The 13,506-nt window shown below is 64.1% G+C and carries 18 protein-coding genes and 1 tRNA gene; 14 read left to right on the forward strand and 5 right to left on the reverse strand.

From position 1 onward, the window contains the following. Positions 1-3 precede the first annotated feature (3 nt). The 4 genes from RZE79_RS13380 to RZE79_RS13395 form a co-directional block, all read right to left on the reverse strand. Entirely contained in the window at positions 4-780 is a 777-nt protein-coding gene (locus tag RZE79_RS13380) for a UDP-2,3-diacylglucosamine diphosphatase (RefSeq protein WP_373696554.1), read from the reverse strand. Between the two features lie 25 nt (positions 781-805). Beyond that, complete coding sequence (locus RZE79_RS13385; RefSeq protein WP_056582045.1) at positions 806-1,318, reverse strand: peptidylprolyl isomerase; 513 nt, start codon at positions 1,316-1,318, stop codon at positions 806-808. Between the two features lie 27 nt (positions 1,319-1,345). After that, positions 1,346-1,942 carry a peptidylprolyl isomerase gene (locus RZE79_RS13390; RefSeq protein ID WP_319360801.1) on the reverse strand — a complete coding sequence of 199 codons (597 nt, stop codon included), beginning with the start codon at positions 1,940-1,942 and terminating at the stop codon, positions 1,346-1,348. Positions 1,943-2,039: 97 nt separating this feature from the next. Next, the gene (locus RZE79_RS13395) at positions 2,040-2,630 is read right to left on the reverse strand and encodes a tetratricopeptide repeat protein (protein ID WP_319360802.1); all 591 of its coding nucleotides are present in this window, start codon (positions 2,628-2,630) and stop codon (positions 2,040-2,042) included. 192 nt (positions 2,631-2,822) lie between these two features. Between RZE79_RS13395 and cysS the strand changes: the two genes are divergently transcribed. The 6 genes from cysS (at position 2,823) to RZE79_RS13425 (ending at position 8,309) form a co-directional block, all read left to right on the forward strand. Continuing rightward, entirely contained in the window at positions 2,823-4,199 is a 1,377-nt protein-coding gene (gene cysS / locus RZE79_RS13400) for a cysteine--tRNA ligase (protein ID WP_319360803.1), read from the forward strand. After that, positions 4,196-4,867 (forward strand): DNA-3-methyladenine glycosylase, encoded by a 672-nt coding sequence (locus tag RZE79_RS13405; RefSeq protein ID WP_153284554.1) that lies wholly within the window; start codon positions 4,196-4,198, stop codon positions 4,865-4,867. The genes cysS and RZE79_RS13405 overlap by 4 nt, the downstream gene beginning before the upstream one ends. 18 nt (positions 4,868-4,885) lie before the next feature. Beyond that, positions 4,886-5,866, forward strand: coding sequence for an acetyl-CoA carboxylase carboxyltransferase subunit alpha (locus RZE79_RS13410; protein WP_319360804.1), 981 nt, complete (start codon positions 4,886-4,888; stop codon positions 5,864-5,866). A gap of 21 nt (positions 5,867-5,887) precedes the next feature. After that, positions 5,888-6,865 carry a tRNA lysidine(34) synthetase TilS gene (tilS, locus tag RZE79_RS13415; RefSeq protein ID WP_319360805.1) on the forward strand — a complete coding sequence of 326 codons (978 nt, stop codon included), beginning with the start codon at positions 5,888-5,890 and terminating at the stop codon, positions 6,863-6,865. Positions 6,866-6,920: 55 nt separating this feature from the next. Further along, positions 6,921-8,189 carry an aspartate kinase gene (locus RZE79_RS13420; RefSeq protein WP_319360806.1) on the forward strand — a complete coding sequence of 423 codons (1,269 nt, stop codon included), beginning with the start codon at positions 6,921-6,923 and terminating at the stop codon, positions 8,187-8,189. Between the two features lie 27 nt (positions 8,190-8,216). After that, positions 8,217-8,309, forward strand: a tRNA-Ser gene (locus RZE79_RS13425). On the opposite strand, the gene RZE79_RS13430 is transcribed toward RZE79_RS13425, so the two are convergent. After that, positions 8,277-8,642: a hypothetical protein gene (locus RZE79_RS13430; protein WP_319360807.1), complete on the reverse strand. Its 366-nt coding sequence runs from the start codon at positions 8,640-8,642 to the stop codon at positions 8,277-8,279. The genes RZE79_RS13425 and RZE79_RS13430 overlap by 33 nt on opposite strands. Before the next feature lie 471 nt (positions 8,643-9,113). Here RZE79_RS13430 and RZE79_RS13435 point away from each other — a divergent pair, with 471 nt between their 5' ends. From RZE79_RS13435 to RZE79_RS13470, 8 genes are all read left to right on the forward strand, one after another. Further along, positions 9,114-9,422 (forward strand): cellulose synthase, encoded by a 309-nt coding sequence (locus RZE79_RS13435; protein WP_319360808.1) that lies wholly within the window; start codon positions 9,114-9,116, stop codon positions 9,420-9,422. Beyond that, the gene (locus RZE79_RS13440; RefSeq protein ID WP_319360809.1) at positions 9,422-9,634 is read left to right on the forward strand and encodes a hypothetical protein; all 213 of its coding nucleotides are present in this window, start codon (positions 9,422-9,424) and stop codon (positions 9,632-9,634) included. Before RZE79_RS13435 ends, RZE79_RS13440 begins: the two co-directional genes overlap by 1 nt. 96 nt (positions 9,635-9,730) lie before the next feature. Continuing rightward, positions 9,731-9,937 carry a hypothetical protein gene (locus RZE79_RS13445; RefSeq protein WP_319360810.1) on the forward strand — a complete coding sequence of 69 codons (207 nt, stop codon included), beginning with the start codon at positions 9,731-9,733 and terminating at the stop codon, positions 9,935-9,937. Positions 9,938-9,940: 3 nt separating this feature from the next. Beyond that, on the forward strand, positions 9,941-10,072 hold the full coding sequence (locus RZE79_RS13450) for a major capsid protein (RefSeq protein WP_319360811.1): 132 nt from the start codon (positions 9,941-9,943) through the stop codon (positions 10,070-10,072). Between the two features lie 10 nt (positions 10,073-10,082). Continuing rightward, positions 10,083-10,214 carry a major capsid protein gene (locus RZE79_RS13455; protein ID WP_319360812.1) on the forward strand — a complete coding sequence of 44 codons (132 nt, stop codon included), beginning with the start codon at positions 10,083-10,085 and terminating at the stop codon, positions 10,212-10,214. Between the two features lie 116 nt (positions 10,215-10,330). Then, the gene (locus RZE79_RS13460) at positions 10,331-11,908 is read left to right on the forward strand and encodes a hypothetical protein (RefSeq protein WP_319360813.1); all 1,578 of its coding nucleotides are present in this window, start codon (positions 10,331-10,333) and stop codon (positions 11,906-11,908) included. Position 11,909: 1 nt separating this feature from the next. Continuing rightward, entirely contained in the window at positions 11,910-12,209 is a 300-nt protein-coding gene (locus tag RZE79_RS13465) for a DUF2523 domain-containing protein (RefSeq protein ID WP_319360814.1), read from the forward strand. After that, the gene (locus RZE79_RS13470; protein ID WP_319360815.1) at positions 12,209-13,390 is read left to right on the forward strand and encodes a zonular occludens toxin domain-containing protein; all 1,182 of its coding nucleotides are present in this window, start codon (positions 12,209-12,211) and stop codon (positions 13,388-13,390) included. The genes RZE79_RS13465 and RZE79_RS13470 overlap by 1 nt, the downstream gene beginning before the upstream one ends. Positions 13,391-13,506 lie beyond the last annotated feature (116 nt).

Below are 13,506 nucleotides of genomic sequence, written 5' to 3' on the forward strand. Positions count from 1 at the left end.
CGCCTAGCGCAGGTCGACGCGCTGCGCGCCGGCGGCCGAGAGGCAAAGCAATTGCGCACGCGGCGGATGGGCTGCGACGTCCCAGTCGCTGAGCACGATGCGACGCAGGCCGTGGCCCAGGTCGTGCACGGCGGGGCGGTGGGTGTGGCCGTGGATCAGCGCGCTGGCGCCCGCACGCTGCAGCCATTCGCGCGCGGCGTTGGCGTCGACGTCGGCCCAGAGGGCCGAAGGGTCGCGCTTGCGGTCTTCGCTTTGCGTGCGGATGGCGCGGGCGAGCGCGCGGCGTTCTTCGAGCGGGCGCGCGAGGAACGCGGCCTGCCATTCGGGCGTGCGCACCTGGGCGCGAAACTGGAGGTATTCGGTGTCGTCGAGGCAGAGGGCGTCGCCATGGCTCAGCAGCCAGCGTTCGCCGTGCAGCACCAGCACCGTGGGGTCGTCGAGCAGCGTGACGCCGCATTGCGCCGCAAAGGCCTTGCCGACGAGGAAGTCGCGGTTGCCGTGCATGAAGAACACAGGCATGCGCTGCGCGGTGCGCTGCAGCAACTCGACGCATTGCACCTCGAAGCCAGGTTGGTCGGCGGCATCGTCGCCCACCCACACCTCGAACAGGTCGCCGAGGATCACCAGCGCATCGGCCGGCGTGGTCTGCAGGTAGCCCTGCCACGCTTCGAAGGTGGCCAGCTCGCTCGCCTGCAGATGCAGGTCGGAGATCAGGTCGACGGTGTGCCACGCGGGCGGCGCCACCAGCTCGGAGAAAGCCGGGTTCGCCATGGGCGTCATGCTGCGCCGCCGTGCCTGAAGCGTGTCATTCGGCGGTGACAACGGCCTTTTCGATCACGACGTCTTCGAGCGGCACGTCGTCATGGAAGCCCTTGCGGCCCGTCTTCACGGCCTTGATCTTGTCGACGACATCGGTGCCGCCCGTGACCTTGCCGAACACTGCGTAGCCCCAGCCCTGGGCCGAAGGTGCCGTGTGGTTCAGGAAGCCGTTGTCGGCGACGTTGATGAAGAACTGGGCGGTGGCCGAGTGCGGTGCGCTCGTGCGGGCCATGGCCACGGTGTAGTTGGCGTTCTTGAGGCCGTTGTTGGCTTCGTTCTCGATCTCGGCACCGGTGGGCTTTTGCTTCATGCCGGGCTCGAAACCGCCGCCTTGCACCATGAAGCCGGGGATCACGCGGTGGAACACTGTGTTGTCATAGTGGCCCTTCTTCACGTACTCGATGAAGTTGGCGGCCGACTTCGGTGCCTTTTCGGCGTCGAGTTCGAGCGTGATGACGCCGTAGTTCTTGATGTGCAGTTCGACTTGGGGATTGCTCATGGGATAGCTCCTTCTTCGGAAACGAGGTTACTTCGCCAGCGTGGCGGACTTGATGGTGAGGGTTTCGACGGGCACGTTCTGCATGCCGCCCTTGTTGCCGGTCTGCACGGCGCGGATCTTGTCGACCACGTCGGTCCCGGCGACGACCTTGCCGAACACGGTGTAGCCGTAGCCGTCGGGGTTGGGTGCGTTGAGTGAGTCGTTGTTCTTCACGTTGATGAAGAACTGCGAGGTGGCCGAATTCGGGTTGCCGGTGCGGGCCATCGCGATCGTGTACTTGTCGTTCTTCAGGCCGTTGTTGGCCTCAAGCGGGATGGGCGGACGCGTGGGCTTTTGCTGCAGGTCGGCCGTGAAGCCGCCGCCCTGGATCATGAAGCCGTCGATGACGCGGTGGAACACCGTGCCGTCGTAGTGCTTGTCCTTGACGTACTGCAGGAAGTTTTCGACCGTCTTGGGGGCCTTGGCCGCATCGAGCTCGATCACGATGTCGCCCGCCGAGGTGGCGAGCTTGACGCGCGGCGCGGCCTGCTGGGCGTGCGCGCCGGCGGCGGCACCGAAGGCCAGGGCCGCAGCCAGGGCGAGGGCGCCGCGGCGGCTGAAACGGGAAAGTGCAGAGGTCGTCAAATGAGGCTCCGTGTGCGGGTGGAGGGGAGGGCAGAGGGCCTGCGGTGGTGCAGGTTGGGAGGCAGCTGTGTGCGCACCACCGGATTGCAAGAGGTGGTTACTTCGTCGTACGGCCCACAGGCTTGCGCACCTCGGGCGGCGCCGCCGGCAGCACGGCCGCGTCGGCCGCGGCCTTGGGCGTGAAGATCTGGCGGATCAGCGCGAGCTTGGGTGCGACGCTCGCGTTGGTGGTCGCGAACTGCTGGGCGCGCATGTATTCCTGGGCTGCGAGGCGTGCGTACACGTCGCCGAGGTTCTCGTGCGCGGTGGCGTAGTTGGGGCTGAGCTTGAGCGCGGTTTCGAGCGCGGCGCGGGCCTGGTCGAACTTGCTCTGCGAGGCGTACAGCGCCGCGAGGTTGTTGTAGGGCTCGGGCAGTTCCGGGAAGTCTTGCGTGAGCTGCGTGAACGCGGTGATCGCGTCGGCGGTCTTGTTCTGCTCGGTGAGGATCACGCCGCGCAGGAAACGCATCTGCGGGTCGCGCGGCTTGCCGGCGATGTAGGTGTCGGCCTTGGCGAGCGCTTCGGCGGCCTTGCCTTGGCGCAGCAACAGGTTGACGTCGTCGTAGTCGTTGGCGTGCGCGGCAAAGCCCCACAGACCGAACAGCAGTGCAAAGGCGAGGGGGAGTTTGGAGAACACGGCGTGCTTCATGAAGTCTCGGCAGGATGGGGGGAGCGGGCCTGGAGAACACCCGGGTGCTGCGCGGCGGCAGCCGTTTATACTGCGTCGCATTGTAGCCGAGGGGCCACGTCGAACCCCTCGTAGCCACGCTCCCCGTCACCCCTGAAATACACCGTTGCTCGCCCGTACCGCACGTGCGCGAATCAACGCTTTCCGAGTCCCATGAGTCTGCGCATCTACAACACGCTGTCGCGTGAATTGGAGGAATTCTCCCCCCTGCAACCTGGGCAGGTTCGCATGTACGTATGCGGCATGACGGTCTACGACCTGTGCCACATCGGCCATGCCCGCATGATGATGGCGTTCGATGTGGTGCAGCGCTGGCTGCGCGCCAGCGGTTATGCCGTGACCTACGTGCGCAACATCACCGACATCGACGACAAGATCATCGCCCGCGCGGTCCAGCGCGGCATCACCATCCGTGCGCTGACCGACGAGGTGATCGCGGCCATGCACGAGGACATCGGTGCACTGCGCATCGAACCGCCCACCATCGAGCCGCGCGCCACGGAATACGTGCCGCAGATGCTCGGCATCATCGAGACACTGGAGCGCAAGGGCCTGGCCTACCGTTCGGACAACGGTGACGTGAACTACGCGGTACGCAAGTTCCCCGGCTACGGCAAGCTCTCGGGCAAGTCGCTCGACGAACTGCACGCGGGCGAACGCGTCGCGGTGCTCGACGGCAAACAAGACCCGCTCGACTTCGTGCTCTGGAAATCCGCCAAGCCGACCGAGCCCGACGACGCCAAGTGGGACAGCCCCTTCGGCACCGGCCGTCCGGGCTGGCACATCGAGTGCTCGGCCATGAGCTGCGCCACGCTCGGCGAAACCTTCGACATCCACGGCGGTGGCGCCGACCTGCAGTTCCCGCATCACGAGAACGAAATTGCGCAGAGCGAAGGCGCCAACGGCAAGCCGCTCTCGCGCTTCTGGGTGCACAACGGCTTCGTGCGCGTGGACAACGAGAAGATGTCCAAGAGCCTGGGCAACTTCTTCACGATCCGCGAAGTGCTGCAGAAGTACGACGCCGAAAGCCTGCGTTTCTTCCTGGTGCGCACGCATTACCGCAGCGCGCTCAACTACAGCGACGCCCACCTCGACGACGCGCGCAACTCGCTCAAGCGCCTGTACACCGCGCTCGACCTGGTGGCGCCTGCGGCCGTGACCATCGACTGGACGCAGCCCCACGCCGCGCGTTTCCAGGCGGCGATGGACGAAGACTTCGGCACGCCCGAAGCCATTGCCGTGCTGTTCGAACTGGCCGGCGAAGTCAATCGCACCAAGTCTGCAGACACCGCGGGCCTGCTCAAGGCGCTGGCCGGTACGCTGGGGTTGCTGCAAGGCGATCCGAAAGCGTTTCTGCAAGCCGGCACCACGCTCGACGAAGCCACCATCCAGTCGAAGATCGACGCACGCGCGGCGGCCAAGGCAGCGAAGAATTTCGCCGAAGCCGACCGCATTCGCCAGGAACTCCTCGAGCAGGGCATCGTGCTCAAGGATTCGCCCACGGGAACGACCTGGGCGGCTGCACAGTGAACGGAACGACGAACCCCGTACCCGCAACCCAGCAGACCAGCGTGCGCATCTACACGCCGGACTATTGGGAGGAAGCCTGCAAGCACCTGGCCAAGAAAGACCGCGTGATGAAGCGGCTCATTCCGAAGTTCGGCGAGGCCTGCCTCGAGTCGCGCGGCGACGCCTTCACCACGCTGGCGCGCAGCATCGTGGGCCAGCAGATCTCGGTGAAGGCCGCGCAGACCACCTGGGACAAGTTCGCGACGCTGCCGCGCAAGCTGACGCCGGCCAACGTGCTCAAGCTCAAGGTCGACGACATGCGGGGCGCCGGGCTGTCGGCGCGCAAGATCGAATACCTGGTCGACCTGGCCCTGAATTTCGATTCGGGCACCGTGCATGTCGACCGCTGGCAAGACATGTCGGACGAGCTCATCATCGAAGAGCTCGTGGCCATCCGCGGCATCAGCCGCTGGACTGCCGAGATGTTCCTCATCTTCCACCTGATGCGCCCGAACGTGCTGCCGGTCGACGACCAGGGCCTGCTCAATGGCATCAGCGTGAATTATTTTTCGGGCGACCCGGTCAGCCGCAGCGATGCCCGCGATGTCGCCGTGGCCTGGGCGCCGTATTGCAGCGTGGCGACTTGGTATATTTGGCGATCGCTGGACCCCGTGCCGGTCGCATATTGAACAAAACAGGAGAAGACGTTGGCGAAACGAACCTTCCTCGACTTCGAGCAGCCCATTGCTGAACTCGAAACAAAAATCGAAGAACTGCGCTATGTACAGACCGAATCGGCGGTCGACATCTCGGAAGAAATCGATCAGCTCGGCAAGAAAAGCCAGCAGCTCACCAAGGACATCTACAGCGACCTGACGCCGTGGCAGATCACCAAGATCGCGCGGCATCCGGAGCGCCCGTACACGCTCGACTACGTCAACGAAATCTTCACCGACTTCGTCGAGCTGCATGGTGACCGTCATTTCTCGGACGACCTGTCGATCGTCGGCGGCCTTGCGCGCTTCAACGGCGTGCCCTGCATGGTGCTCGGTCACCAGAAGGGCCGCGACACGAAGGAGCGCACCGCGCGCAACTTCGGCATGAGCAAGCCCGAGGGCTATCGCAAGGCGCTGCGCCTCATGAAGACGGCCGAAAAATTCAAGCTGCCGGTGTTCACCTTCGTGGACACGCCCGGTGCCTACCCCGGCATCGACGCGGAAGAGCGCGGCCAGTCGGAAGCCATCGGCCGCAACATCTTCGAGATGGCGCAACTCGAGGTACCCATCATCGTCACCATCATCGGTGAAGGCGGTTCGGGCGGCGCGCTGGCCATTTCGGTCGGCGACCAGCTCGTGATGTTGCAGTACTCGATCTACTCCGTGATCAGCCCTGAAGGCTGTGCGTCCATTCTCTGGAAGACCAGCGACAAGGCGCAGGAAGCGGCCGATGCATTGGGCATCACGGCACACCGCCTGAAGGCGCTGGGCCTGGTCGACAAGATCGTCAACGAACCCGTCGGCGGCGCGCACCGCGACCATCGTCAGATGGCCGCGTTCCTCAAGCGCGCGCTCAGCGACGCCTTCCGCCAGGTCAGCGACCTGAAGACGAAGGAACTGCTGGACCGCCGCTACGAGCGCCTGCAGAGCTATGGCCGGTTCAACGACACCAAGGCCGACATCAGCCGCTGAGCGGCTTTTCCTTTTTCGATCATGAGCGAAGCCTTCGAACGCGCCATAGCCGCGTTCGAACCGGCCTGCCTGCCGCTGGCCGTCGGCTTCAGCGGCGGTGCAGATTCGACCGCCTTGCTCGCAGCCTGCGCGGCGCGTTGGCCGGGGCAGGTGATTGCCTTTCACGTGCACCACGGCCTGCAGACGGCGGCCGACGATTTCGAGCGGCAGTGCGCGCAGGTCTGCGAACGCCTTGGTGTGCCGCTGGTGACGCACCGGGTAGATGCGCGGCATGTCTCAGGCGACAGCCCCGAGGATGCGGCGCGACGCGCCCGCTACCAAGCCTATGCAGCCATGGCGCAAGCTGATGGGGCGCGGCCTGCCGTGTCGTCCATCGCGTTGGGCCACCATGCCGATGACCAGATCGAAACGCTGCTGCTGGCGCTGTCCCGCGGCGCCGGCCTGCCGGGCCTGGCTGCCATGCCCGTGCATGCCGTACGCGACGGATTGAACATCCACCGACCGCTGCTCACAGTGCCGGCGGCCGACATCCGAGGCTGGCTTGCGCACCAGCAGCTGCCGTGGATCGAAGACCCGAGCAATGCCGATGCGCGCTACACCCGCAATCGCATTCGCGCCGTGCTGCTTCCCGCATTAGCAGAGGCTTTTCCACAGTTCCGTGCCACTTTCGCGCGCAGCATCGGCCACGCGGCGCAAGCGCAGCAGCTGCTGGGCGAACTGGCGGCGCAAGACCTCGCCATCGTGGGCGAGCCGCCGCAGATCCGGCCGTTGCAGGCGCTGTCCCGCGCGCGGCAGGCCAACGTGCTGCGCCACTGGCTGATGCGGTCGCATGGCTGCGCACCGAGCGCGGCGCAACTCGACCAACTGCTGGGCCAGGTCCGTGCCTGCACCACGCGCGGCCACCGCATCCACCTCAAGGTGGGCGCAGGCTTTGTCGAGCGCAGGGGCGACCAGCTGCATTGGTACAATGCCCCGCCCTCGCTGAAGACTTCGCTCTGACGGCTTGCAGGGCGCCGCTGTCCAAGCGGCCCTTTATCTTTCTCTGATTTCATCCATGGCATTGATCGTTCACAAATATGGCGGCACGTCGATGGGCTCGACCGAGCGCATCCGCAACGTCGCCAAGCGCGTCGCCAAATGGGCGCGTGCGGGCCACCAGATGATCGTGGTGCCCAGCGCCATGAGCGGCGAAACCAACCGCCTGCTCGGTCTTGCCAAGGAGCTCTCACCGGGCAAACCCGGCGTGGCCTATCACCGCGAACTCGACATGCTCGCCTCCACCGGCGAACAAGCCTCGTCGGCGCTGCTGGCGATGGCGCTGCAGGCCGAGGGCGTGGAGTCCGTGAGCTACGCGGGCTGGCAGGTGTCGGTGCGCACCGACAACTCGTACACCAAGGCCCGCATCGAAAGCATCGACGACGCCAAGGTGCGCGCCGACCTCGCGGCCGGCCGCGTCGTGGTCATCACCGGCTTCCAGGGGGTGGACGACGAGGGCAACATCACCACGCTCGGTCGTGGCGGCAGCGACACCTCGGCCGTGGCCATCGCGGCGGCCATGAAGGCCAGCGAGTGCTTGATCTTCACCGACGTCGACGGCGTCTACACCACCGACCCGCGCGTCGAACCCGATGCGCGCCGCCTGACCACCGTGAGCTTCGAAGAGATGCTCGAGATGGCCAGCCTCGGCTCCAAGGTGCTGCAAATCCGCTCGGTGGAATTTGCCGGCAAGTACAAGGTGCCGCTGCGCGTGCTTTCGAGCTTCACGCCGTGGGACATCGACATCAATGAAGAGGCCAAGTCCGGCACGCTGATCACTTTCGAGGAAGACGAAAACATGGAACAAGCCGTCGTATCCGGCATCGCATTCAATCGCGACGAAGCCAAGATCTCGGTGCTCGGCGTGCCCGACAAGCCGGGCATCGCGTATCACATCCTCGGTGCCGTGGCAGACGCCAACATCGAAGTCGACGTGATCATCCAGAACCTCAGCAAGGACGGCAAGACCGACTTCAGCTTCACGGTGCACCGCAACGAATTTGCGCGCACGGTCGAGCTGCTCGAGTCGAAGGTGATGCCTTCGTTGGGCGCCACCGAAATCGTGGGCGACACCAAGATCTGCAAGGTCAGCATCGTGGGCATCGGCATGCGCAGCCACGTGGGTGTGGCCAGCAAGATGTTCCGTGTGTTGAGCGAGGAGGGCATCAACATCCAGATGATCTCGACCAGCGAAATCAAGACCTCGGTCGTGATCGACGAAAAATATATGGAATTGGCCGTGCGCGCGCTGCATAAAGCGTTCGATCTCGACCAACCGACCGCTTAAGTAATGGCATAATTGCGGTTGCTTTCAGGAACTGTGACCGAGTGGCCGAAGGTGCTCCCCTGCTAAGGGAGTATGGGGTGTAGAGCCTCATCGAGGGTTCGAATCCCTCCGGTTCCGCCAATTTGATTGGGCCCCGTTGATCTCACGATTGACGGGGCTTTTTTCATGCTCGCCTTCCTCCGGAAAGGCGTTGATCAGTGCGCTCAGCTGCAGCAGCGCCTGTTTCTCATATTCGTCGTTTGGGTCGAGCTTGTCCGCCAGTCCTTCAAGGATGGCGCGTGTGGTGTCGTGTCCCGCGATGGTGGCTATGCGAGCCCTCATCCCAATGGGGCAGGCGCGTTTGCCGTTGCGCATTTCCGACAGATTCGGGCCCTTGATCCCGAGCATCTCCGCCAGCTTGTTTTGCGATCCGGCTATCTCGGCTGCGGCATCGATAGAAAAAACTAGAGACATGGCGATATCCTTTTTTGGTATCGATTGGTAATATCCGCTACCTGAAATTGGTATCGGTGCTATCCGGCACTGGTAATTATCAAGGAGCCGGCATGCACCAAATCTCTTTCGCTGCGTTCGCGCAACGTCCCCTCTGTCCTCTCCCACCTGCTTCGGCTAACGGCTCAGTGCTGAGCTTGCCGGCTCCTGCTGAGCCCGGGGTGGGAGAGGGCACCCCGCTCGTGTTTGAGGTTTTCCATGGCGATAGGTGGCTGGCGACCTACGTGTGTCGTTCTCCCCTTGCTGCTATCGCTCGTTGCCTTCGGGATTGCAAGCGGCCAGGGGTTGGCGCCTATGCGAAGTCCCTTCGTGCCCGTGATTTGCACGCCGTGCGTCGCGATGCCTAACTGGTTGAGTCGCCCGCTCGTTGAGCGCTTCCTGAGCGCTCATCCGGCAGTCGATTTGGCTGTGTCTTCTCAAGGGCAATACACCATGCAATCCATCCTTCAAATCCTCGTCGTCAACACGAAAGAGGGCACCTCGAAGAAGTCCGGCCAGCCGTACAAGATTCCCGAGGCGCAGTGCGTGTTGATCAACGATGACGGCACCGTGGCGGCGGTCGGCGTGCTCGTCATTCCGAAGCAACTCGAAGATTCCGCGAAGCCCGGCACGTACACCGGCTCGTTCGCCCTCGAGGCCGCGTCCTTCGGCGAGAACCAAGGCCGCATCGTTGCGAAGCTCGTGGGCCTCACGCCTCTGCCCCCGAAGCGTGGCGCTCAACCTGCTGCTACGGGCTCCTGATGTTGCCGCCCGAAGCTGTGCAGGTCATCGTTGACCTCTCGCTGGCCGCGATTGCCATCGGCTGCATGGTCGGATTCCTCTTCTCGCGGGTGCTGGATCGGTTGCTTGACCTCTGGCTGTTGCGCGCACAGCGGCGTGAGCGCATCGAGGCGGCGCGGGCTCGCGACCATGCGGCAGTGCCTGATATCAGGCAAGCCGTCGAAGGCTCGTGATGCGCTGGTTGGCCCGCACCTTCAGTCGGAGCTTCGTCTGGAAGCTCGGCGCCATTGCCGCTGTCGCAGCCGTGGCGCTTGTCGAAGGGTGGCTTCGTGGCTGACCCCATCACCATCCAATGTGCATCTGCTTGCACCGTCACGGTCGAGCACGTGCTTCGTATTCCCGTCCTCGATTTGACCATCGAGGAAGGGCAACTTATCGGGGGCGCCATCGTCCTCGTGTGGGCGATTGGCTACGGGTTCCGGGTAGTCGCTCGCCACATTCAAAGCTCCGGACACAACCACCAAGAAAGTGAGTGAACCATGGACGTGACCGCTGTTGTCGCTGCTATCGCCGCTGTGTCGGCTTCCGTGATCCTGATCGGCAATGCCGACCTGATCGTCCGCGTGGGGGTCAAGGCCTTCTCGTACGTGCGTTCGGCCCTCGGCCGCTGAGGAGAAGAGCATGGATGTCGCAGACGTTGTTACCGCCATCACCGCCGTTTCGGCGTCGGTGATCCTGATCGGCAATGCCGACCTCATCGTGCGCGTTGGCGTCAAGGCCTTCTCGTACGTGCGTTCGGCGCTCGGTCGCTGATCGTTGGCGCGGTGCAGGGGACGCCCTGCCCGCCCTTTCCAAAGCATCCCTTCGGGTGCTTCGTAAAGGGCCTTCATCGTGGGTATCTACATCGTTGTTGCTTTGCTAGGTGCCGCATGGCTCATCTTCTCCGCTTGATCTTTGTGGCCGTTCTGGCCTTGCTGTCGTTCGGGGTACAAGCCGTTGTTCCTCAGACGACGATGTATTCGTGGTACCCGTCGTTGGCGCAGCCATTGTTCGCTACGTACGACGCGGCCTGCGCTGCGTGGGCTGCATCGCGGGCCACGGCAACCGGAAAGCCATACACCCATCGCGTCACTTCGCTTGGCGGCGGGCAGTTTAAGTGTGAGGTTCGGCAAACTGACGATCCCGGCAACCCTTGGGTCGAACGTGCTGTGTATAGCGGCTCGTCGTGTCCAGCGCATAGCGTGCCTGTCAGTGGTGGCTGTGGGTGCGATACCGGCTACGTCGAACAGGGCGGTTCATGTGTGCCTAAGCCACCAGAGTGCAACGAAGGCGAACTGTTCAGCGAAGGCTCTCAGCGTCCGCTGGGCATGGCGCAGGACTTCAATGAGTTGTCATCTGCAAGCCGTGCGGCTATCGGTCACCGCTTGCCTACATGCGCGGGCAACGGCTGTGCGCTCGCGCCTGATCAGGCCTACGGTGGCAATGGCGTCTACGCGGGGCGCCTTGGCAACGCATGGACGTTGAACGTCTCCGCGGTGCGCTATACCGGTGGCCGGTGCTCGCCATCGGACAAGGACATCGAGCTCGAGCAGGAATGGATGAACCGCCGTGAGGACGATCTTGCGCCGTCCACCTGCCCGACTGGCAAAGGCCCTGGCACGGTCAACGGCACGACGGTGTGCATGCCTTACGGGTCTGTCGCCGGGTCGTCGGGCACATCGTCGTCGTCCAGCGGCACCACGACCACTGGCGGTACGGGTGGCACGACGGCTCCCGGTGATGGGTCTGGTACTGGGCCGTCGGTCATCGGCACCAGCGGGCCGAGCAATTCGTCGGACACCACGATCACGACGTGCAACGGAACCACGTGCACTACGACTACGACCAGCCAAGGCAGCGCACAGGCGGGCACCGGCACAGGTGCTGGCGGCACGGGCACAGGCGGCACCGGAACGGGCTCGCAGGAATGCGCGAAGGCTGCAGCGAGCGGAGCATCGGCCCCAGCTGGTGGCGCGACGTGTACGAACACCACGACGACGACGCAGCCGCAGACTGAGTTCTGCAGCAAGCCCGAGAACAAGAAAAACGTCGCCTGCGTCAACGACAAGGGGCAGAGCAGTTTCGGCGGCACCTGTGCGGCTGGCTTTAAGGCTCAGAGTGATGACGCGGTGGTCAACGCGATGGCCGAGGAAACCTTCCGTCAAAACTGCAAGGTCAACCCGGCCGACAGCGAGACAACGCTCGCAGCTGCAGAGCGCGTGAAGACCGGCAACCAGACCGGCGACAACCCGAACAACACATCGGTGTCTATCAGCCCGTCGAGCATCGACACGAGTGATGCCCTCGGCGGTGGCTCGTCCTGCATCGCGGACAAGGTCATCACGGTCTACGGCGGCGTGTCTGTCGTGTTGCCGCTGTCCAAGGCCTGCGATGGTTTTCCTATGCTCGGCGCGCTGTTGGTCGGGCTGAGTTTTCTGGTGGCTGGCGCCATCATCTTGAGAGGTTGAAATGCCCGCAATCGTTCTTGCCATTGGCACCCTGCTGCTGCAGATCGTTGGTTCAATGGCCGGCCGTGTGCTGGTCGCGCTCGGTATCGGCGTGGCCACGTACACCGGCATCAGCACCACGGCCGGGTGGGTGAAGTCGCAGGCCGTCTCCGCGCTGCTCGGCCTCGGTCCGGAGGTGGTCGGCATCATGGGCATGCTTAAGGTCGGCGTGTGCATCAACATCGTCTTCTCCGCGATGCTCGCGCGCGCCGTCATCAACGGCATTCAGGGCGACACGTTCAAGCGCTGGGTGCACAAGTAATGCTGTACCTGCGCACTGGGGCCAATGGCTCGTTTAAGACCGCTCTCACCCTCTGGGATGTTCGCCAGCTGCAGCTGAAAGATGGCCGCGACGTTCTCTTCGTCAAGGACCGGTTCAAGGCCCACGCCATCCTCACCGATGACTTCGGCTGGAAGCCCATCGAGTTCAAGGACTGGCTGCAGCACAAGAACTGCATCATCCTGGCCGATGAGGTCCATCGAGATCTGCCGAAGGTCTCCGAGAGCAGCAAGCGGCCCGAGCACATCGAGATGCTGGCCGAGCATCGTTCGTTCGGTCACGATTTCTTCCTGCTCGATCAGCACCCTCTCAACATCGATCCGTTCGTGCGCCGGCTCATTGGCCCGCCCGGCTACCATCAGCATTTCGTGCGGCTGCTCGGAGCTGCCAACGCCGTCAGCGTGCTTCAGTTCGATGCGGTCGATCCGGTGTGCGAGAAGCCAGGCGCGGTCAAGCGGGCTCAGACCTCGACGCGCAACCCGCAGAAAGAGGTCTATGCCTGGTACGAGAGTGCATCGCTGCACACCGGCAAGCTGCGCATCCCGAAACAGGTGTGGACCCTGCTGATTTGCATCTTGGCGTTCGTGGCCGTCGCCTACCTGCTGGTCACCAAGTTCATGCCCGGCAGCACGTCGACGGCAAAGCCTGCTGCAGCTGCATCGTCGCAGCCGTCGATGTTTGGCGGCAATGCGCGCCCGGCCAGTGATGAACGCAAGCCCATGACCACCGAGGAGTACGTGGCCTCGTATCAGCCGCGGCTGGCCGGGCTGATGCACACCGCCCCGGCCTACGACAAGCTGACCGAGCCGAAGCGCGTTCCGGTGCCCGCCGCGTGTGTGGAAATGAAGTCGGTCGGCTGCAAGTGCTACACACAGGACGCCACGCCTTACCCCATGGACCTCGCCATGTGCCGCCAGTTGGTCGCACAGGGCGCGTTCCTCGCGTTTCAGGCCGAAGGTGAGGCCCGGACCCCTCCGCCCGCCCCAATGGCTGCTCACGGCCCAGAAACTGCCCCTGCTGCGCCTTCCGGCATCGTGCTGATCGACGGGGGCGGCAAGTCGCCCGGCGCGTCTACCACGGTTGCAGCCGCACCTGCACCAGCGCCACAGGCTCGGGTCCGTCCGGGCTCCCCGTGGTCGTTTCAGCCCTCGGGCGGCTTCTGATGCGCTGCTTTCCTGCTAAGCGGATGTCCCATGGCGTGCAGCCATGGCCGGTTGTGCGCGTGCGGGCCGTAGGCACGTCGCTGGTGTGTGCGTGTGGGTGCGATAGGGGCCTGCGC

It is taken from the genome of Variovorax sp. EBFNA2, assembly GCF_033802765.1.
Taxonomy (GTDB): Bacteria; Pseudomonadota; Gammaproteobacteria; order Burkholderiales; family Burkholderiaceae_C; genus Variovorax; species Variovorax paradoxus_H.